This is a genomic window from Myceligenerans halotolerans, from assembly GCF_054782975.1.
Genome location: NZ_BAAGRL010000050.1, coordinates 1 through 20348, shown reverse-complemented (window position 1 = coordinate 20348; position 20348 = coordinate 1). Strand labels below are relative to the sequence as shown.

Below are 20348 nucleotides of genomic sequence, written 5' to 3'. Positions count from 1 at the left end.
TTGGACATACCGCCCACCTCCCAAATTGGCGGACGTCTCTACGTTACGAGGGGAGGCACACGCGAGCTTGTTCTCGCGGCGGGTGTAGCGGTTACGGGGCATGGATGCGTTCTCCCTTCGTGCGGCGATGCTCGGTGCGGTTGCGCCGGGCATGACTCAATGAAGAGGGACGGGCAAGACCCGAGGGAAGGGATAGCACCCTATTGCCCAAGAATTGCCCAGAGGAGTTGCAACGGCGCAGGTCACGAGGCTCTCTGCCCAACGTTGGGCAGGGTTTGGGCAACGGCCAGAGACGTGAAAAGCCCGCTCACTGGATGTGAGCGGGCAGGGGTCAGCCAGGGGTGGGCGGGTGGTGATGCAGGACGACCTACGGGGCGTCCTGTCGTGACTCCGAGTACGGGTACTTGTACTCGAAGCACATCTGCTCGAACTGGTAGCGGTCGAGTGCGGGATGGTTGTGTCCATCCAGTTCGTCGAAGATCGCGCTCACACGGCGCTGGAGCAACTGGCCACTGTCCGGATCCACGTAGTCCGTGACCCCTGGGCGCGTGTGCCACTTGCTGACGATGCCGACGAGGGCGGTCAGGTACGTGCTCCAGTCACCGTTGCAGGCGCGGATGCCGTCACCAGATTCGAGCCACTCGAAGACGTAGTCCATCAGGCAGCTGTGCTCCGCCGGGCCGCTGATGTGGTGACACCACTGGACGAACGAAGTTCCGGCGACGTCCCTGATGATCGAGGAACTTGACATGCCAGCCTCCTTACATGAAGGCCGACCCCACATATGCTTATAACATAAACTAAACCAAAAAGCAATGGAAAAGGATCTTATATCTGCTAGACGAGGCAAATGGTGCTAATGAACATCTAGCGAGCTCTGTCCTATGATGGTGTGATCCACGACCGAAGGGTTGCAGAGTGACTGAGAGCGTCGACGTCGCGAGCAGTGTGCACCTGGACCTGCTCTACCTAGCTCAGGAGCGTGACGGCAGGGCGCAGCTCGAGCTTCTTCAGGGGCGCGAGCATCTTGCTCGGGCGGTATTTGGGCTCCTGGAGCTGCCCATGCCCAACAGTCTTGATGCCCGGAGTCGTCTCCTTCTGGATGTCCTGTCACATGTAGCTTCGAACGCACGATCTGACGCTCTCGCCCAGATGCGCAACGTGAAGAGGTGGAAAGACCGACCAGAGTTCCAGACGGCCGCCGCCGCCGAACTACTGGAGTTGACGGATCGCGACGCACTCGACGAAATCGTTCCGCAATACTCGAATGACAAAGCAAAGTCTAGCCTCGACTTGGAAGACCATAAGGCTAAGACTCGTGCAATGATCGAGGGGCGTGCAGAAAAAACCGCGGATCGTACACCTCGCCGACAGGCTCAGGCGCGTGCAGCCGTATGGATGGGCCTCGGGGATCGCAGCATCCGCAACAAGGAGGATGCCCTTCTCAAGGTATTCGAGTCGGCGATGGCTGCACACATCTCTGCGAATCGAGAAGAGCTCGTCGAACTTTTAGGTGCCGGAGTGGAAACGAAAGCGCGGAATCCGTCAGAGCATGTAGTGGATTATCAGTCAGAACCAACGGCCGAACCGAGTACGCGATCACGCGGCTCTCGACCGGTTGATCCCAAGCTCCGGGATGCGCTCTTTGAGCTCGCAGATCGCGTTTATAGCGACCTGCGAGCGCAGCATCGGCGATTAGGAATATCGAGTGAGGCCGACTTGATACCAGTTCGCTGGTCGGAGGTCGATGTGAGACGTGGCGCTCGCGGCCTTGAGACTTCCGAGTTACCGCCGCAGTCAGGCAGGGTCAGAGACGTCGCCAACCTATACGAGAATATTCCTTCGGGCCGACTGGTGATTGTCGGGGAGGGAGGAAGTGGAAAAAGCGTTCTTGTGCGTGAACTTGCCCTGGAACTGCTCAAACGGCGGTCGCCCGGAGATCCGGTGCCAGTTGTGTTCTCACTTGCCTCCTGGAATCCCGGAAGACAGACACTGCGTCGATGGGTGGCCAAACAGATTGTTGAGAACTATCCGTTGCCTCGTCGGAAAATGCGGCGTCATCATCTCGACATAGCCTTCCGCCTTGTGGAGGCAGGACTAGTCATTCCATTTCTGGACGGTTTTGATGAAATCGACCGGGAAATTCTATTGCCGGCGCTCGACGCGATAAGGGGATCGCTAAACCCCGAGGACGGTATTGTCTTGGCAAGTCGACCGGAAGAGCTGGGTCGTTCAGGTCGATTGGATCGGGCCAGGTCACTCGTATTGAGAGAGCTAGTTCCTGATAATTTAGCGTCGTACTTGTCAGGACGTACCGACGAGGAGAATGAGCGATCAAGCTCCAGCTGGGATTCGGTGTTGACACGATTGCAAGATAATCCGATGGGCAGTGAAGAAAGAGTACTACGAGAGGTGCTGAGACGACCACTGACAGTGTCGATCGCCCGGTCGTACGTCTCGGATCCAGAATCGTTGCTTGACAGTTCCCGTTTTCCGGACGCTATATCTCTTACTGATCACCTATTCGACCGATATCTCGATCGCTCGACAATTCTTGCGCGAGAGAGTATATATGGATCGGATTGGCCGCGGGAACTTCTCGGGTTTCTCGCAATTTCGATGTTCTCGGAGAGGTCTTTTCCGGACATTCCTCTCCATCCAGAACGCACTAGCCCTACCCTTATACTTCTGCACATACCTGCTTTCATTCTTCTATTTGCCCCGCTCGCTACAGTCTTGGCATATTCGGGCGTAAATGATGAGGACAGCGAGGCGGTGCTTGCAGTGGCCTCAACCACCGTCGCGTTTTTAATTGCCATTGTGATGTTGCCATACTTTCCTCGAGGAGTTCAGCCCCGCATTCTGCCGTTGCTGTTCCTGCGCGGCTTGGGTGAGGCGCTTTGCATTATTGGATTCGTCGGCATCATGGTTATTGCCCTTGGTGGCGTAATTATCACAGCAATGTTCAGATTCGGATCAATTAGCTACGAAGAATTGCTTAGATTCTTCTATGTCGATCTGCAAGAGATTCTCATATCCGAAGAGATGCTTGTCATATCCATACTAGCAACTTTCGGCGCATTCGTTGCGTCGCGGAATGGATCGCTCTTCGTAAGGCTTTTCGAGCTGCACGCATCTTTTCCCCCTTCCCCTCGCAGTATTGTGCGGTGGTTCGGACATGTTAGAAAGTGCGGCATTCTTCGACTCTCAGGGAGAGTCTACGAGTTCCGCCATGCGGAGTTGCAAGAGTTTCTTGCGAAGGAGTTCGCAAGGGAGAACACAGGGCGTTGGGCTTTACACCGGGCGACAGTATCTGCCGCGAACCCGAATCTCGTTGCGGCAAGCCTGGCCAGGGGGCGTCTATCAGGAGATGAGGCCGACGTAATTCAGTCAATCGTCACCGCTGGAACTTGGTGGAGATACGATGAAACTGTTTGGCCGCGATGGATGGCTGCACAGCGTGCACAGATGTATGAGAAAACTGCGTGGTCAGGTTTGATAGAAGTTGTTCGAGAAGGAGGCCAGCTTGACGAGGTTGTCGCGAGGTGCCGCAAGTCACGTCGCGGCATCCGGGTATCGAGGGGGTGGATCCTGAGTGTTCGATACTTCGATCAAAGGCTGGCATTGGCGGACTTGCTCATCGAGCAGCATGATATCGAGGGGGCCTTTGTTGAGATCATGGAACTCGATGCCCAACTCAAGCGACGTAAACTGATCCTACGAATTGCCGGTTCCATGATGTCACGTGATACAAGAGTGACAGCAAGCAATCCACTAGGTGTAGAGATGCGTCTAAAGGCCCTGCTTGAGAAAGCGCGGCTTGCGAGTTCTGTCCATAATTGACGTCTTACGGGTCGCTTTGCAGTATCGTGTTCATTTCGACTATAGGATTCGACGGGAGCGCCACCCGGACAGCGACAAGCAGTCGCGTCCAGGTGGGCTCCCGCCGTGGTGCCTCCGAGCTGGTGGCTCAGGAGGCGGCATCCTCGCCGGCTGACTTGCTGCGGCGAGTCGAGGAACGAGGCGGCGTCTGCTCCGCCTTCTTCGTGTTGCCGTCGCTGCCGAAGATGGCAGTGATGGCGTCGCGCCGGGTCTGAGCTTCACGCTCGATGTCGGCACGGATGGCCTCGGCCTTCTGGAGTGTGGCCGGATCGGACTTGGTCTTCTCGATCCAGTGCTCCAGGGCCAGGCGGATCTCCTCGGTAGTGCTGCGGCCGGTGATCTGGGCGACCACGTCCAGCTGAGCACGGAGCTCCTCGGTGATCCGGACTGCCAGCGTGCGGAGCTGGCTTCCTGACGGCTCGCTCACGGCGAACCACCTCCTCGGTGAATTGCGGCCGACGAACATGGACTGTTCATCTCGAAGCCGCAGGGCACCGACGAAGTGATCAGGGCTGGCAAGGTGCTGAGGGTGCTGACTGCTGTCAGCACCCTCAGTTATGACTCAAGTAGCGAGCGAATGCAACCGTATGTTCGCTCGTGTTGTTAAAACTACGTCAAAGAGATGCATCCATCATGCTTGGTCGCTACGCGGCAGTGCCCTCGGTCGTATCAGGAGTGAAGAGCGCCCTGGCATCCTCGAAGTCGTCCGCGATTTTCGCACTGCGGTTCTCGAAGTACAGCTCACCCTTGCTATCGCGTTCCGTCCAGTAGCGTCCGCTCAAGCGATGGGCAGGCGTACCGGAGACATCGAGAATCACAGAACCGTGGTGCATCGGGCTCCGGTTCTGAACCGAGGCTCGCGGACGGTTCATGTAGAGGTAGTCAAGGATGACGCTTCCATCGGTCGCCGACACCCGTGCTGGGCTCGACGTAGACCTCGATTCCGCGGTCATCATCGACACGTTCACAGTCGTCGATGTCTGTCGCACGACCAGGTACGCCTCGATCGGTGGTGGGGTTCGGCCAGTCTCTGGATTCACCCACAGGGAGATGACCTTCCCTTGCCAGGTACCCCGCACGTTCCTCGGCGTCCCAGGTAACTTCTGTGCCCATGGGTGCCGCCATAGGAGCAGGTCCCATAGGGTGAGAAAGACGATCGCGACGAATGTCGCTGCGGAGAACCACCTGAGCCAAGTCACATCGAGCTCACCACTGGTGACCCACATCCCGATGGAGTAGACGCCGAAGACGACAGCGGCCACTATTTTGACAACGACGGGCTTCATCATTTGTACCCCAGATGGTTCCACGCTGCCTTAGCGAATGACCTGGCGTCGTCTCTTGTCCACTTCTGCTGAGGTGTGAAAAGATACTTGCACCGGCTGACTTCGCGCCACCGACCACTTTGCTGCCCGGATGGCTCGACGCCGTCGAGCTCCTGATAGATGTGTCCAAGGACGCCACGGACGGTATCTGTCCACGTTGCCCGCATGAGGTATTTGTCGGGCACGTTGTAGACGAGGCACTCGACGAAGAACGATGGAACCTCGCCGTGGACATCGTGCCGGACCATCTCATTCTCAAGCCGCTTCATAATGCGAACGGTTTTCTTGTATCGCTGATTTGTTCGAGTGTTCTTCGCGCGACCATTTTCCAGTTGCTGGACCGGGTAGTTTTCTACCCCGTCTCCATTCGTCTTGAATACCTTTGTTCCCTCACGATATCCACCGGCGGCAAAGTAGTAGCGGAAATCAAAACATGGCACAACGTCAGCCTCAACACGTGCGGTGTTGGAGTCAACTCTCAGCGCGGTTGAACCTGATATGTCTACGGCGCCAGGAAATCTCGCTCTCAGGGCTGTCGTCAGCTCCGATCGGAGCTTGTCTGGTGTCCAGATGCCGCTATAAGGTGCGCTTGCCGATCGTGCGTCAGGGGACGCTGCACGCGAGTATCTGGCCTCGTGACACTGAACAGCGATGTCAACATCACTGTCAGCCCTTACGTTCGTATTGTTCGCGTACGATCCCTTCGTGAACACTGTTAGCGAACAATCATTAAACGCTGGATGGCTGCTTATCGCTTGCCGGATCATCCGCTCGGTCCGCTCCTGCTTCTCTTGCTCAGTACTGCTGGAGGGGCCAATCCAACCAGCTAGCTTATTTTCCAATGTGGTCACTGTGAATATCTCCTTCATGTGAGGCGACTCGAGAGTCGGTCGCGCAGGTGAATTAGCCGGGATTAACCCGGTTGGTTGGCGAGTGGACCTGTTCGCCATCTTGCAAGGCGCAATTCGATTGCTGCGCCGTTGGCCGGACGGTGGCGTTGTGCGCCAAGGGAAGGTCGTCGCACGGAGGGGCCGGATCAGCTCCAGTTCCGCCGCTCGGTGGCCTGGCGGCGCGTGAGGCGGCAGGCGTTCTAGACGGCGGCATGCTCGCTTCGAGGGTATGAGCCCGCCATCATCTCGACAGTCCACCTGGCAAGAGCCGATGGAGTTGCCGACGCGTCCGCAGCACGAACACCACCACCGCGTAGAGCCCCAGCAGCCAGATCACGACGTCAACTGGCCACCGGCGGCTGTTCGACCTCGTCCAAGCGCTACGCTACCGCGCGAACCCTGGACGAGTGCTGACCTACACCTGACCGTTTCGCAAGTGCCACATTTGTGAGAACGGTCACTGCTTTTCGTCACAAGACCGACGCAGCGCGAGCATAGGAGTGTCGGCACGGCACAGGTGGTGCGTGACACCAGGCCTGGGATGCAGGGGGCCAGCGATACCGGGGTCGGTGGATCGAGCGAGAGCCTCGCCGTAGCGTTCCGACCTGCGGATAGCATGTGGAAGGGGTCGACCGATTCCCCTGGGTGTTCTACGTTCGAAGAACGATCGTAGAGGCGCGAGCCCCTACCCGGCCCGGCGGCTGCGTAGGGGCTCGTTGCTTGCTGAGGCTCCAGCGTCCTGTTCGGGTGCCGTGGCGTTGAAGTTGTCAGTGCTCGCCGTGGCCTCCTCATCCGGCGCCAGTTCCTCCGCCGACGCGAGCACCTGTCCGAACCCGATTCTCCCGTCGACCTCGACGCGGATTGGCCACAGCCCGGGTACGTCCACCTCGACCACCGTCCCCGTAGAGCCGAGCAAGATCGGCGGTCCCTCGACGCGCACCACGCGATCACCCACCTGCCAGATACGCGGCCGGTCGCGCGGGTCGGTGGTGTCGTAGAACGCGCCGTCGTCCCAGCCGTCGAGGATCTTGCCGGTAGTCATGAGATCTGCTCCGTGCCGGCGTCTGGCTGGGTGTGGCCGTCGATGTGGATGGCGCAGCGCCAGTACGTGCCGATCTTGTCGACGGCGGGGCGGTCGCAGCGGTGCCGGGCTGTTCGGTCGGTCCACCAGTGGCAACGGGCGGAGTCCGTCATCCACGACGCCGCCCGGTGCAGCGCGTGGGCGGCCCCGTCGCCCCACACGGTGCCAGTGGTCTCGTCGGCAATCTGCCTCACGTGTTCCGGGGCGTCGCCCATCGCGATACCGACGTGTGCCCACTGGATCATCTCTCGGTCGTTGGCGCCGTCGCCCAGGGCCGCGGTACGTGCTGGGTGTACGCCGAGCGTCGAGCGGATCTTCTCCAGCGATGTGGCTTTCGAGAGGCCGGCCGCCGTGATGTCGACCCAGTTCGGCCCGACCGCGTGCGCCGTGAGGCCGAGGGACCGCAGTTCGACCATGAGCTCGGCCGCGCCTTCACCGCGTAGTGCGATCCGTGGCGTCGGCTCGGCCCACAGGCCCTCGAGGTTGGACGGCACCTGTGCACCTGAGAGCGCGTTGTCTGGGAACCGGGAGGTCACCTTGTACCCGTGTCCGACGATCTCGGCCGCAGCCTGGAACCGCCCGGCCAGGATGGCGTTCGCCAGGTGCCGCAGCGCTTTCTCGGCCGGAGCGGGGCGCTTGTCCAGCACCTTGCACCGGCCGTCGCCGATCTCGGCGACCACCGCGCCGTTGGACGCGACGATGTATCCCTCGCGGATGCCGAGCTGTACGGCGGCGAGCAGGGCTCCGGCCAGCGAGCGTCCTGTGGCCAGGACCAGGTGGTGGCTGGCCTCGCGGAGGTCGGCGACTGCCTCCTTCACCCTTGAGGATGGCGCGTAGCCGGTTCGGAGAAGCGTGTGGTCGATGTCGCACGCGACAAGACCGGCAATGGTGCGGGCGTGCCTCGCGAGGCTTGTCGATGTCATGGGACCGAAAGTAGGGAGCCGATCGGCGCCCGTCGATTAACTTGCTCAAGATTGCTCGGATTCTTCTCTCGGCTGGCGCTCCAGCCGGTTCGTGATCCGTTCCAGGGCGCTGGTCATGATGGCGCCGGCCTTGTGGCCGTAGTCGGCGGCCAGAGCGAGGGACTCGAAGACCTTGCTGTAGTGCTCGACCTCCTGGGGCTGGGCGAGGTTCAGTTCGGCGGAGAACGTCTCGGCCGAGACGAGGTCCTCGTCCTCGATCCAGAACCCATGCTTCGGCGCCACGGGGCAGAAGGTGTCGAACGAGATCACACCGAGGCGGACGTTGGGGAGCGTAGCGACCGCGAGCATCCGGTCGATCTGTCCCAGCATCACCTCTGGTGGGCACAGCGCGTACAGCAGCGTCGCCTCGGTGATGACGATGTGGAACTTCTTCTCCGGTTGGTACAGCTTCTCCTGCCGACGCATCCGTGCGACGACGGCGTTGTCCACGTCCTGGCGGTGTCCGAACTTGTGCGCACTCTCCACGAAGCGGAACCGCGCGTACTCGGGGGTCTGAACCAAGCCCGGGACGAAGACCGGGCAGAACCCGCGGAACAGCGTGACCTCTTCCTCGCTGCGTCGGAGATCCTCTTGCAGCGAGGCGGGTCCACTGCGGAGCAAGCGACGCCACTCGGCATGGCGTGTCTCCAGTGTGTGGAGCTTGACGATCAACGCCTCGGCCTCGCGCTCCGCATTGCAGGCACGACACCACGCACGGATGTCCTCGTCCGAGGGGGACTGCTTGGCGTGCTCCAGCTTGGACACTTTCGACGCCTGCCAGGACAACGAGTCGGCGAGCTGCTTGCCCGTCAGGCCAGCAGCTCGCCGGATCTCACGCAGACGCACCGCGAGCGAGTTCCGCTCGGCGGCGACGTCAGCGCTGGTTGATGTGTTTCGCGGCAAAGTCGTCTCTCGGGATGGCGTGGTGCCAGGCGGCGTCGCGCCAGTAGTTGTGCTCGACCACCACGGCGGGGTCCTCGATCAGCTCGAAGCCGACGAACCTATCGTCGTTCGCGAAGTGCATCTTGGCGACCAGCTTCGAGTCGAACATCCAGTAGTCGTGGTTAGGAAGGTTACCTGCCTGGTCACGAGGTAAGTAGCGGATGTCGTCACCGGCTCGGTTCGTTGCCTCCGCCTCGAGCAGGCCCCACTCGTTGTACTTGCTCAGCGGCAGCGAGACGACACGCACCCGGTGGAACCGACGGCCTTCGTCGGTCGCCTTGCGGACGTTGTCCAGCCAGTCCGACGTCCGGTCCCGGTCGATCCACCCGTCCTCGAGGTAGCGACGGAAGTCTTCCTTTTCGCCGGGGGAGTTGTACGCCTCACGCACCTCCAGCCGGAACGCCGTGTGCTCGAACTCGCGGAACAGCCGGCCGAACTCAGGTCCGGGCGGAATCAGCGACGTCAGGAGCCCGCCTCCTGCTCGTCCTGGTACCGGCGGACCCACATCTTGATGACGTCCTCCGGGATCTCGATGATCGCCTCGTGGTCCGGCACCTCGCCGACGTCGGCCAGCACGGCCGGGTCGGTCACCTTCCAGCCCTGGGCGATGTACGTCTTGCGGTCGGTCCGGTCGGTGGCGAACAGGGTGGGCGAGTCGCCGTCCCGCGACTCAGGGTCCTTGCCGAGGAAGTGCGCACGCATAGTTGCTCTCCATTGCTCGGGTTCGTGAACCTTGCCGGGTCATCGTTACTTCGGCTGCGCCGGCGGGTCAAGGGGTGCGGTGGAGTCGCAGAATCACTAGCTAACCAGCGCCTACAGGTGAGAAGCCCATTTAATCATTGACAAAAAGCGTGATTCGTGTTTAAGTAAAAGAGTGAATCAATGAATTCACCTTCACACCGTTCACCTGCAACAGGTTGAACCCGTCCACCTACGGACTAGGTGTTCCTCGTTGAAGGAGGACGTTGTGAAGCTTGTGAAGGTAACAGGCTATGCGCTTCTCGCGCTGGCCTTGGTGGCTTTCGGTGTCGGTCTGGTGAGTGGGCTTGCTGACGGGGAGTACCCGGCACACTACTTCGACATGGGCCTGATGTGTGCCATCGCTGGCGTGGGTGTGTTCGTTGTCGGTGCAACCGACATTGCCAAGGTGGCATTCAACAAGGCATCGGAGCGCCAGGAGTAGCACCTACACAGCCGACCCCGGAGCGCGTGCGCTCCGGGGTCATCTACTACCTGCCTTCTCGGAGCACTCCGCCATCGTCACAGCCGCTCGATCGATTCACCCTTTATCCCCCTACCGTCAGCAATGATGGCTATGAGAGACTTGCCCCAGAGATCGTCTCTATACCACAGTTGACGAGTCTGGCTGTCAGAGAAGCTGTTGACGAACTCATCAATACCGCTGACCCAAACCTGGACGGAGTTCTACCCTAGTGGGCGAAGAGGAACTGCCAAACCGCGTTGATGAACCTGGCGTTGAGAGCCTTCGGCGAGCAGCGACACCGCCGCCGTCACCCGATCTAGGTAGGCGCGTCAGTATCCCAAAGGTCGTTGTCGGGATCGTCACAGTTCTCGTCCTGGGCGTTGCAACATCGGTGCTCGTAAAGATGTCTATTGAGTCCTTCTCTGCGGATGGTGATCGTGGTGAAATAATGCCGGCTGACTCCGACTCACCACCGGTTCTTATCGAGCATGTAACGCCTCTATCCAATGACGATGCATCCGGCAGTTTCGTGCTACCTGAACGGCTAGATATGAGTCGAGAAGAGCTCCAAGAATTCAGCAAAAACATCGCATCTGTCACGAAGGAATTCGAAAAATGGTACGCCGAACAGGATGCTGCCGCTATTGACAGGGCGGCCACCTCAGTCTCGCTTCGCGGGAATGCAGATGAAACGGTGAGAATCGCTGATATTGAGGTCATCAAAGAGTGCCGAGAGCCGTACAATGGCACGTATTTCGCATCCGGCGCACAAGGGACCGGCAGAACGGTAGGGGTCGGCTTCAACCTGGACCTGCCCAAGCCGATTCCGCACGAGATGGTGCAATCCGAAGCCAGGGGTGCCTACCCGCTGGATAACAACTTCTTCTCTGATCGAACTATTGAGCTTGCTCCTGATGAGACATTGACGCTTAGTTTGAACGTATGGACTGAAGCGCATGCGTGCTCGTTCACCTTCAGGTTGATCGTGACCACATCGTCTGGATCGTATTGGCAGGAGATCGACAACCAGGGAGAACCGTTCAGCATCACCGCCACCGCACGTGCCGACGTGGAGGAATTCTCGCTCTCTGGCTACAAGGCGGCCTATGTATCGGACTACGGCCAGTGGTCCAAAATCGATCCATCCACCAATTGGTGATAAACACTATGCCCGTTCGAATATTCTATCTCTTGATTGGCGCAAGTGTGGTCCTGTCGCTCGCAGTATCCATGAGCGTTGTCTACTGGGATCAGCTATCGACTCTCATGACTTCGCGTCAAACCGACATCCCCGACACTTATCGATACGGCGAGGCTTCTCTGCCATACGCATTCATCACGGAGGAGCGAGTCACTGTGGTGCGCGAAGGGGAGGTGGTTGCTCAAGTTGAACAACTATTCGATCCGTCTCCTAGTGCTCTCAAAGAGCCAGTATGGACGCACGACGGAAGATTTCTTGCCTTCCTTTCGGACGCGGCGATGCGCACCGTGGAAACTGATCTCGAGCTCGTCGTCGTAGATTCCGTGACGGGAGAGGTCCAGCGCGTTCTTTGTCCTCAATGTGAACACCTGACGGCGATTGAGAACCATACAATCCTCGTCAGCAGCTACAGCGGAGTCGGTGATGATCCGATCTTCATGAGGCGCTATGATCCCGTCGAGTTTCGAGAACTATGGCATACGCCTCCTTTGGGGCATAGCTCTTTCGCGGCTAGTACGCCAGACCATATCCTTTCGTACCGTGAATTCCAGAGTAGTGCCGATAAGCGGTCTACCCACCTACGCATCACCTCGACCGCAAGTGGCGAAGACGCTGAAGCGGGACAGCTGGATGGTCTCTTGAGTGGGGACGTTACTGCCCTAGATCGTGACGGGGGGCGTGGCGATCGATTCGCTATCAGTTACAAGCTTGATGGGTTGGGTTGTGAGTCCCAAGATCGCGTCACCATATTTGACCTTGAACTTGATGAGGTGACGATGGCCACTGATATGTCAAAAGTTCGGCCACCCAGCGTCGCATCCGATGTTGCGATTGACGTAGGAGTTGAAGATCTATGGATAGACCTCAGAGGACATCTCCATGCGTCGATCAGTTCTTGGACTTGTGGCGACGTGGAGGCGGAAAGATCTCATGAATCGATGGGAATCTGGCGGCTCGAAGGTTCCGTCTGGGTTCGTAGTAAGTTCCCCCCTGCAGCGATGATGGAACAGCTCGACGTCAATACCTATCTACGCCTCGAGAAGCGGGATTGCTTTGGAGACGAATCCGTCACAAGCTGGGCTATTGAATGCAATATTGGCACTCTCAATATTCGGCGAGGTGATTCGGAGTCAAAAATTGCCGATGGTGTCATTTCAGTTTACGTTCCGCCGCGCTGATTCGAGGAAACTATGGATGCAAGCGCCATTATTGCATTGACTGCAGTTGTAGTGACCCCCACCTTGACATTCATTTACGCGGTGCGTCACGATCGCGCCAGTTGGCTGCGTGACACGCGTTGGCAGGTCTACTTGGATCTACTTGAATGGGGCGAGCGGCGGTACAGGTCCTTTGCGTCTTTGAGGGATCAAGACCCTGCGGCTGTACACGGCATGCAGGGAGAGGGGAATGAAGACGAGAGCATTCCCGCAGCAAAGGCGCTAGCTGGTGCTAGCCAGCCTGTACTGAAGACATTCTTTACGTTTGTTGATGCGACAACTGATCGGCCTCGCGCTGCTGTCCCTGAAGACGAGGCTCAAAGAGCCGCTGATGCCGCCTGGCGAAACTTCGTTCGTGCAATACGTCTTGAGTTGGGTGTGTCGCCGCGCCTCGACAAGAGCACGGTTCGTTCGATCGTCGATCGCTTGTTCTTCGTGTCCGGGCGAGGAAAGGCAAAAAGGTTCGCAGATGAGGTTGAGGCGGAAGGGCCAGGTGCTACCTCCGCAGTCGAGTCGAACCGCGAGCCCTAACCGGGCACGCGGTGGGATCTCGTTGCCGAGAGACGTCACAGTCGAGAGGACCTTCGTATGAAGTGGGGCAATGCAGCAAAGTACGAGTATTGGATTCGTGCTCTGGGAACCTATAGGCGGCAAGATGGCAGGGCCACGGTCCGTTCGCATCGGCGGACCGCCATCACGGGCGTTGTTGCGGTACTGGTCGCGTTGGGCGTAGGTGCGAGCGGGACGTTCGTGCCGCAGGGCAGCGCTGAGGTCGCCAAACCCTCCACTGAGAAAGGCAGAGTGGCGGCTGAACTGATGCAACAGGCTCGGGCGCTAGAGACTAAGAATCCCCGGCTTGCTGCGCTCTCCGCGCTTGGGGCTGACGACCTGGCGCCATCGCCACGTACACGGGACACGATGGCCGGAGTATTGGCGGCCAACGCACAGTTTGCCGGTGCTGGACGTGTCACGTCATCGCATGTTCAGGACCTACTTGAAGTGGGCAACACGTTGGTCGTGCTGGACGGCGACGGACGTGTCACTGCGTGGCAGTTGCCCGGCCTGCTTCGCTTGGGCACGCTCATTGAAGAGGGGGCACGGGGGATCGGCTGGACCCGGGCGGGACAGTTCGGTGTTCTCAACGGCTCAATGTTGAGCTTTTACGTGGCGTCCGATGGCTACCTTCCTCGAAAGTTTCGAGAGATTGACACGATGTTCGACGACAACGCGGCAGTATTCGGACCCTACAGTTTGCCGGGTGGCGCCGGCCATCTGGACAGTGCGTTCCGCCGCGAAGGGGTCCTGCTGATCGGCGAAGCGTTCCGGGGCGTGTACTACGACCTGACGCTTGAGAGGCCGTTCCACTTTGATCTGAGCAATGATCCCGTCCTTGAGAGCGCGTCGGGTGATCAGGGTGTCAAAGTAGCGGCTGTGACAGCGGGCGAGACAGGTGTCTATGCAGGTCTAATTGATGGCGAAGGATTGGCCTCGCTGCTGGTGGCAACGACATCCGGTCAGGTCGTTCGGCTCAATGTACATACATCGAGTTCAGACCAGGCTGGCATCGAGGCCGCACTCGACTCCGTCATGTCGCTGGGCCAGTCCGACTTTGATATTCGGACGCTTGCGGCAGGTCCCTACGGTGTAGTTCTGTTCGGCACTGATCACGGCTTCCATTGGGGACTTCACGGTCTCCAGAAGAGAGCAGATACCATCTCGTGGGAAGGAGGAGTTGAATGGCTAAGTTTCAGTGAGTCCGGTGCGGTTGTGGCAAGTGCGAACCGTGTCGGGCTTATCGAGAGGTATGAATCCGAAGATGCTCAAATTCTCGAGATCGCCATTGAGACTCGGATCGACGGAGCGCGGATCACCGCGTTGAGTGACGACGGAGGCGTAATTGGGCGCGAGGATGGAACTGTCGTGTTCCTTGATCCGACAGGGCGTCGGTTTAGCGCGGATGCGAAGTGGTTTGGCGCGGATGTGATGTCGGGCTCAAACCTAACCGACTACGCTCCCTCGGGACAGGTTGTGAGCGTCTTGGGCGAGTCGCCAGAGCGTAGTTTGCGAATCGGTGTCGAAATTATTCCATCCACACGCATAGACATTTCTAATGTTACAGGCGCTGCTGATTTTGGGGATGAGGCCCTACCGGAGCCGAGCTTTCGACTACGCGAATCCGAAGAATTCTTTGTGAACGACGTAGAAGCAAGTCATGATTGGATTCTTGCATCGGGTATGCGATCGGACTATCAAGGAGTGTGGTGGGCGTGGCCGGCAGGAGAAGGTGATGCTGTTGAGATCGAATTTGGGCCTGGAAGGGATGCGGCATTCGCCTTGCTGGACATCGTCCAGGATGTCGAGATCGTCGATCATGGTCGTCAGGTTGCTGCCCTCAACGGCACTGCGGGCGAGCTCGGCTTTTGGGCGATCGATACCTGGGAGAAAGTCGGTAGCGTCGTACTGCAAGGAGCATCCGACGCTAATGGATCTAATGACATGCTACTTGCCGCTTCAGACGATGGAGTGATTGTGGTCGTGGAAGATGGTGAGTCCCATGTTCGCGCGATTGATACAGAGACACATGAGGTGGTCTGGTCGTTCGCCCTGCCATTCGGTGATCTTACCGACCTGGCGGTATCACCAGACGGGGATCGCGTTGTAATGGTCAACGATGGCTCCGAGCTTCTTCTGGTTGACGCTAGGTCACCGCTCTCGTCGCCACAAGTGATCCGACGCCAGCACCTAGCCGGCGAGGTGGTCGACCTCACCTACAGTCCTGATGGAGATAGCCTCGCTCTTGCATTCTCGACGGAACCGCATGTTCAGACAATCAACGCACACAGTCTGAGGCCAATTGGCCCTGCCTGGTCAGATGCTGCACGTGGCCGCGTAACCTCTGTCCACTGGTCGCCTGATGGCGAGCATCTCGCAATCGGAATTGTGGAGACGAAGCGCAATGCCGTCACGGGTGACACTCACACGAGGTTCCTTGATGTTGAAATGCTGACCTGGCGTCCCCATTTGTGCGAGCTAGCGCGTACCCAGTTCACGGCTTCCGAGTGGGATGACATCGTTGCGACAGATCTGCCGGCTCCCAAATCTTGCGCGTGGAGTGAGGCAGGTGACTCCTCAGGTCGTACTGACTCAGACACTGCGCCGTCGGCTGCGGCCGGCGGTGGCCTCACCATGGACGATCTTATGGCTGGGGCGCCGGTCCCGAGCATGTGTGAGCACCCGGCTGGCACACTCGTGCTTGGCACTCTGCCCAATGCTCTGCCGTGGGCCGGTGGCGTGGAGCTTCATGAGGTGGCATTTGGTGATCTCACTGGGGATGGAGTGGGCGATGCCCTCGCGATCATCGCATGTAATGCTGGTGGGGTTCCCTGGCCGCCCATCTTTGCCGCATACACTCGCGGCCGAGATGGTTCGGCCGAACTTATCGGCACGATAAGCGCTACCGATCTCGCCGGTGAGGGAAGCGGCAGTAGGAATGCTGAATCTGTTGCGATTATCAATGGTGAGGGCCGCGTGGAAATCTCGGCAACTATGGAAGGCGACGCGGACTGCTGCGGTTCTCTACCGGTCGAGGCGACGCTCGCTGTTGCCGACGGAAACCTGGTAATAGCGGACGTGGTGCGTCATTACGACATCGGCGCAATGGCTCAGCTGTTTAAGTATCACAGTGACGGCTACGGCCCCACGTATCCTGCCGAGGTCACTGCAGCCGTTGACGACTTCCGGTCTAGATACTTTCACTACAGCCCCGAAGTCGGGCAATGCGCCAATAGGAAAGAACTGAACGGCGAGCTAGCGTCGAGGGTCGAAACACTGCCGGTCGACGCAGGTCCTGTTCGTTACTGCACGATCATTGCTTCAGGCGAGGATGACGAAGAACCGCTATTGGTCCGACTCGTTCCGGGCGACCGCGGGCGGTGGCAAGTCGAGTCGCTGGTGCCGCCGCTGTCGAAGTAGTCCCATGGACGGCGGAGCGCGGGCCAAGCGACAAGGCTCTACTGGAAGCTCACCCAGGCCGACGCCGAGCATCTGGTGTCGTTGCGTGCAGTACCCCGCGCTGCGACGAGTGCCGAGCAACCGGAGTAGCCGGACCGGGCAGGCCCGCCGATGGAAGGCGCAGGTTTGATCACGTGCGTCCTGACCTCGACCCCCGGGCAGGAGATCGAGGCCAGGCGACCTTTTCCGCTGTCTGTGGCCTGCAGCCTGGCATGCGCCGTAGGTTCTGCGGCCCAGGCCCCTACGCTCCTACGGGCGTGACTTTGCCGGACTCCGGCCCGCCGAGAAGGCCACCACTCAGCCAGGTGCGTATTGCGGTGATGTCGTCGGTAGATAGGTCCATTCGGGCACCCTGACAGAGCGCGAGCGCGTTGGAAACCCAGGACTCGACAAGCGTTTCGAGCGAGATGTCACTATCGAGGTCGAGTTCGGAGTAGAGCAGGCTGGTTATAACGAAGTTGATGGCGCGCCGGCTGATTGGGCTGCCTAGCTCATCGCAAACGTCCCGAACACGCTTCGATGTGTGAGTACGGTGGAACAGCTCCATGGAGACGTCGCTGTGGAGCTGTTCAAGGAGTACGCGGTATTCCTCTTGGCTGATTCCTGGGATTTCGGTCACCCGGATGATCTGTTCCTGGAGCGGATCCATTTGGCGAGTCGGAATCGATGGCAGGTCCGCGGCGCTGTGGCGGCTAGGGTTCCAGACGAAGCCTGGATTCGCGAGTGTTGATACTTCGAGATCCGGTGCATGGGCCCTCAACCAGTTCGCAAATCCCATGCCTTCCCACTCACTTGCGAGAAGCGACGGTGCAGACTGGCCAGCTACGTGCGCTGCGGTTGCGAGTGGCAAGGGGCTGGTAGAAGCCGCGACCTTCTCCGTGATGGCGGCGACTGCGCGGCTGATGGAATCGTGGTCGCTAGTCTCGGTCGACGGGTTGGCAGTTCCTGCTGCCGTCTCGAGCGCTTCACCCAGGAGTTCGTCGTCGCCGTCGACGAGGCTAATGAGCTGCTCACCGCCGATGACGGTGTCCGCGACGGCGCGATACGCGCTTGCAGAGAACCCTGCTGTCACGACGGTAACCCGGCGGTCGTCGGCGCGGCACCGCATCGCGAGCGGTGTGAAGTCCGCGTCGGCAGACATGATGACAAACTCGTCGTACCTGGTGGAAGCTCCGAGAGCGTCAATCGCATCGAGGACAAGGTGGATATCTGTGCCCGACTTCCCTTGCTGGGTGAGGGATGGGCAGTCCACGACTTTGAATCCCGCGCGCGTGAAGTAGGCACGGTATGGCGAGAATTTCGCGGGATTGAGGTAGCAGGCGCGTACGAGGAATCTGCGTTGGTACTTGCCTTCCTCATCCTCGCCTTCGACAAACTTGGCCATCCAATCGCCGGGATTCTCGGCAAACTTGCGTGCCGATTCCGGGTCGATGCTGTTGAGTCCCAGGAATACGTTGTCGAAATCGACGAAGACTGCCGACGTCCGGATCTGTCTTTCCCCTTGCGTTTTCATCTCGCTCATCTGCCCACTACTCCGTTCGGAAGTCCGCAGGGTTGCGGCGAGACCATCGAACCGGAAGCGGGCATATTGGGCAAGACCCCACTGACGCCGTGTAGGGCAGTCAGGTTCGGTTCACACGTCGCGTCGATCCGCCGACGTGTCCGACCTTCCCGGTACCGTGAGTCGCACGGACGTGCTCGAGGACGGTGCACGTCCAACTCGATGGCGAGCGTTCTTCCGACCGTGCGCGTTGTGGCGGACGTGGGTGAGGGGCCTCTGGTTGAACAGGGAGACGAGTCGCGACATGGCAACGGGCAGTGAGCGCTACCGCAGTCACCAAGTTTGGGAGACCGTGAAGCTCAAGCGTGAGGCGCTTGAGGCGGCCCGATACGACGACCCGGCGTCAGAGCAGTGGCGCGCGGACATCATCGAGTGGCTGACCGAAGCCGCGAAGACGAGGACGACGCGTCAGCCTGCGCTGTACCTCAACGTGCTCGACGGCCTGAGTGGCACACTCAATGCGCTCCCGACGGGGACGGACGAGTTCAAGCGGTACGTCGGTGTCATCCCTACTCGTCCATCGGCCGGCCGAACCCCGGTTGAGGTGCTCGAGGCAGCGCTGCGTGCATTGCCGCTCCCTCCGCCGAAGGAGCTCAAAGACTCGTACGTCCAGCTCCTGGACAAGGAAATCGATGCGCGCACGGTTCGGCTCGACCAACTCGAGACCAGGGTCGCTGAGACTGAGACCTCGCTCCAGGAACGGCTCGACGATCTGGACCGCGTAGGCAAGGAGCTGGAGACGCTGCGCGCAGAGATCGAGGCGGCACGTCAGGACATGGCTGATGTCAGTTCGACGGCCGAGGCCAAGATCGATAGCGAGTGGAGTGAGGCGCTCGGCACCTGGAAGCAGGAACGGGGCGCCGCTGACTCCGAGCGGGACGCTGAAGCCCTCCAGCATATCGCCACACTCGCAGCTACCACCAGCGCCGCTGAGGCGCTGGCAGAGCATGCGGCCGGTGACCTGAGTGCGAGGGATTGGTCAATGAGAGCGAAGCGCGAGCGGAGGGCCGCACAGTGGATCCGCGCCGGAGCGGTCGCTGCATTCATCTTCGCGGGCGCCGTGGGCTGGTTCATCGTCAGTGAGGCGATCCGGAACGACTTCGACCTTACTGTGGGCGACGGCATCCTGCGGTCGACAGTGGCCGTCGTCATCGGCGCGTTCGGCGCTCTCCTGCTGAGGGAGTCCGGCCGCCACTTCCGCGAAGCGGACACAGCAGAGGACGTTGCCTTGTCGCTGAAGGCGCTCGCGCCGTTCTACGCCAACTCGGAGGACGAGATCCGTCGTGCCGCGCGCCTACAAGTTGGTGACGCAGTTCTCGTCAAGAATGTCCTGTCCCGGTTCGCGCATCGCGATGCCGCCAAGCATTCGGGCGACATCAACACTGCCGAGTTGCCGGATCTCGTAAAGGAAGCGACGAAGGCATTGAACCTGTCTGACGGAACCACACCGAAGCCCTGATGGCAGAGCGCGCGCCGCTCAAGATGGGCGACGAGTGCGGACGCACTGCCGAGGGCCTCACTTCCCCGACAGGTCCGTCACTGGGATGGTGACCTCCCGCGACCGCACTGCCCCAGCAACTACCACGACTGCCTCCTTGCCGGCCCATCATGGCCGGACAGCTTTCACCACGCCCTCCGTGCCGCGCTCGTAGCTCGACGCTCCGGTGACCCGCACCTTGGCACCCTTGGCGATCCCGTCGCCCATAGCCTTCCTCTCTCGTAGCTCCGGGCCGGGCCGATCCGCGGACGTTCATCTCGCGATCATGTGGTGCCCAGCTCGATGGATGGCTGAGAGCTTGGTGGCGTCTACGAAGCGTCGTCAAGGTTGATATAGGAGGTAAATCATGAACAGAAATCCAGGTTCCTGGCGAGGCCGTTTTGCCCATGCGCTGGCGGGCACCCAAGTATGATGTGACGGATTTGACCGGCCCTGGATAGGTATGGGGCGTCTGAACAGGGGGAACGGCGCAAGGTCCTGCCCTGGATTCCTTTGTCGTGTCGGGAGGGTTGTCAGGGCTGGCCGGTTCTTGGCTCGTGAGATGAGGTCTTGACTGGCGCGTGTGTGGCCGGGT

Annotated in this window: 16 protein-coding genes; 6 read left to right on the top strand and 10 right to left on the bottom strand. The window is 59.8% G+C overall.

Going from position 1 to position 20348, the window contains the following annotated elements:
• Positions 1-367: 367 nt before the first annotated feature.
• Positions 368-751, bottom strand: a complete 384-nt coding sequence (locus ACYVK5_RS23135) for a hypothetical protein (RefSeq protein ID WP_460708338.1) — start codon at positions 749-751, stop codon at positions 368-370.
• Positions 752-918: 167 nt separating this feature from the next.
• Between ACYVK5_RS23135 and ACYVK5_RS23130 the strand changes: the two genes are divergently transcribed.
• Positions 919-3843, top strand: coding sequence for an NACHT domain-containing protein (locus tag ACYVK5_RS23130; protein ID WP_460708337.1), 2925 nt, complete (start codon positions 919-921; stop codon positions 3841-3843).
• Between the two features lie 127 nt (positions 3844-3970).
• Here ACYVK5_RS23130 and ACYVK5_RS23125 read toward each other — a convergent pair whose 3' ends face one another.
• The 8 genes from ACYVK5_RS23125 to ACYVK5_RS23090 all read right to left on the bottom strand — a co-directional run bounded on the left by ACYVK5_RS23125 (position 3971) and on the right by ACYVK5_RS23090 (position 9784).
• On the bottom strand, positions 3971-4309 hold the full coding sequence (locus tag ACYVK5_RS23125) for a hypothetical protein (protein ID WP_460708336.1): 339 nt from the start codon (positions 4307-4309) through the stop codon (positions 3971-3973).
• A gap of 217 nt (positions 4310-4526) precedes the next feature.
• Complete coding sequence (locus ACYVK5_RS23120; RefSeq protein WP_460708335.1) at positions 4527-5168, bottom strand: Cap15 family cyclic dinucleotide receptor domain-containing protein; 642 nt, start codon at positions 5166-5168, stop codon at positions 4527-4529.
• Positions 5168-6076 carry a nucleotidyltransferase domain-containing protein gene (locus ACYVK5_RS23115; protein ID WP_460708334.1) on the bottom strand — a complete coding sequence of 303 codons (909 nt, stop codon included), beginning with the start codon at positions 6074-6076 and terminating at the stop codon, positions 5168-5170. Before ACYVK5_RS23115 ends, ACYVK5_RS23120 begins: the two co-directional genes overlap by 1 nt.
• Positions 6077-6782: 706 nt before the next feature.
• On the bottom strand, positions 6783-7139 hold the full coding sequence (locus ACYVK5_RS23110; RefSeq protein WP_460708333.1) for a hypothetical protein: 357 nt from the start codon (positions 7137-7139) through the stop codon (positions 6783-6785).
• Positions 7136-8101: an HAD family hydrolase gene (locus ACYVK5_RS23105; protein ID WP_460708332.1), complete on the bottom strand. Its 966-nt coding sequence runs from the start codon at positions 8099-8101 to the stop codon at positions 7136-7138. The genes ACYVK5_RS23110 and ACYVK5_RS23105 overlap by 4 nt, the downstream gene beginning before the upstream one ends.
• Before the next feature lie 45 nt (positions 8102-8146).
• A complete protein-coding gene (locus ACYVK5_RS23100; protein ID WP_460708331.1) occupies positions 8147-8986 on the bottom strand; it encodes a helix-turn-helix domain-containing protein in 840 nt (279 codons plus the stop codon).
• 28 nt (positions 8987-9014) lie between these two features.
• Entirely contained in the window at positions 9015-9587 is a 573-nt protein-coding gene (locus ACYVK5_RS23095) for a DUF6879 family protein (RefSeq protein ID WP_460708330.1), read from the bottom strand.
• The gene (locus ACYVK5_RS23090; RefSeq protein ID WP_460708329.1) at positions 9545-9784 is read right to left on the bottom strand and encodes a hypothetical protein; all 240 of its coding nucleotides are present in this window, start codon (positions 9782-9784) and stop codon (positions 9545-9547) included. Before ACYVK5_RS23090 ends, ACYVK5_RS23095 begins: the two co-directional genes overlap by 43 nt.
• A gap of 265 nt (positions 9785-10049) precedes the next feature.
• Here ACYVK5_RS23090 and ACYVK5_RS23085 point away from each other — a divergent pair, with 265 nt between their 5' ends.
• The 4 genes from ACYVK5_RS23085 (at position 10050) to ACYVK5_RS23070 (ending at position 16676) form a co-directional block, all read left to right on the top strand.
• Positions 10050-10265, top strand: a complete 216-nt coding sequence (locus ACYVK5_RS23085; RefSeq protein ID WP_460708328.1) for a hypothetical protein — start codon at positions 10050-10052, stop codon at positions 10263-10265.
• Positions 10266-10515: 250 nt separating this feature from the next.
• The gene (locus tag ACYVK5_RS23080) at positions 10516-11445 is read left to right on the top strand and encodes a hypothetical protein (RefSeq protein ID WP_460708327.1); all 930 of its coding nucleotides are present in this window, start codon (positions 10516-10518) and stop codon (positions 11443-11445) included.
• Positions 11446-11516: 71 nt separating this feature from the next.
• Entirely contained in the window at positions 11517-12665 is a 1149-nt protein-coding gene (locus ACYVK5_RS23075; RefSeq protein WP_460708326.1) for a hypothetical protein, read from the top strand.
• A 957-nt stretch (positions 12666-13622) separates the two neighbouring features.
• Entirely contained in the window at positions 13623-16676 is a 3054-nt protein-coding gene (locus tag ACYVK5_RS23070) for a WD40 repeat domain-containing protein (RefSeq protein ID WP_460708325.1), read from the top strand.
• A 280-nt stretch (positions 16677-16956) separates the two neighbouring features.
• On the opposite strand, the gene ACYVK5_RS23065 is transcribed toward ACYVK5_RS23070, so the two are convergent.
• Complete coding sequence (locus ACYVK5_RS23065; protein ID WP_460708324.1) at positions 16957-18237, bottom strand: NYN domain-containing protein; 1281 nt, start codon at positions 18235-18237, stop codon at positions 16957-16959.
• A 283-nt stretch (positions 18238-18520) separates the two neighbouring features.
• Between ACYVK5_RS23065 and ACYVK5_RS23060 the strand changes: the two genes are divergently transcribed.
• On the top strand, positions 18521-19735 hold the full coding sequence (locus ACYVK5_RS23060; RefSeq protein WP_460708323.1) for a zinc ribbon domain-containing protein: 1215 nt from the start codon (positions 18521-18523) through the stop codon (positions 19733-19735).
• The last annotated feature ends 613 nt before the right edge of the window (positions 19736-20348 follow it).

Excerpts from the sequence above, each read along its gene's own strand:
- ACYVK5_RS23075 (WP_460708326.1), top strand. The coding sequence starts at position 11,517 with ATGAGCGTTGTCTACTGGGATCAGCTATCGACTCTCATGACTTCGCGT.
- ACYVK5_RS23105 (WP_460708332.1), bottom strand. The coding sequence starts at position 8,101 with ATGACATCGACAAGCCTCGCGAGGCACGCCCGCACCATTGCCGGTCTT.
- ACYVK5_RS23090 (WP_460708329.1), bottom strand. The coding sequence starts at position 9,784 with ATGCGTGCGCACTTCCTCGGCAAGGACCCTGAGTCGCGGGACGGCGAC.
- ACYVK5_RS23070 (WP_460708325.1), top strand. The coding sequence starts at position 13,623 with ATGGCCGGAGTATTGGCGGCCAACGCACAGTTTGCCGGTGCTGGACGT.
- ACYVK5_RS23065 (WP_460708324.1), bottom strand. The coding sequence starts at position 18,237 with ATGAGCGAGATGAAAACGCAAGGGGAAAGACAGATCCGGACGTCGGCA.
- ACYVK5_RS23135 (WP_460708338.1), bottom strand. The coding sequence starts at position 751 with ATGTCAAGTTCCTCGATCATCAGGGACGTCGCCGGAACTTCGTTCGTC.
- ACYVK5_RS23110 (WP_460708333.1), bottom strand. The coding sequence starts at position 7,139 with ATGACTACCGGCAAGATCCTCGACGGCTGGGACGACGGCGCGTTCTAC.
- ACYVK5_RS23115 (WP_460708334.1), bottom strand. The coding sequence starts at position 6,076 with ATGAAGGAGATATTCACAGTGACCACATTGGAAAATAAGCTAGCTGGT.
- ACYVK5_RS23060 (WP_460708323.1), top strand. The coding sequence starts at position 18,521 with ATGGCAACGGGCAGTGAGCGCTACCGCAGTCACCAAGTTTGGGAGACC.
- ACYVK5_RS23120 (WP_460708335.1), bottom strand. The coding sequence starts at position 5,168 with ATGAAGCCCGTCGTTGTCAAAATAGTGGCCGCTGTCGTCTTCGGCGTC.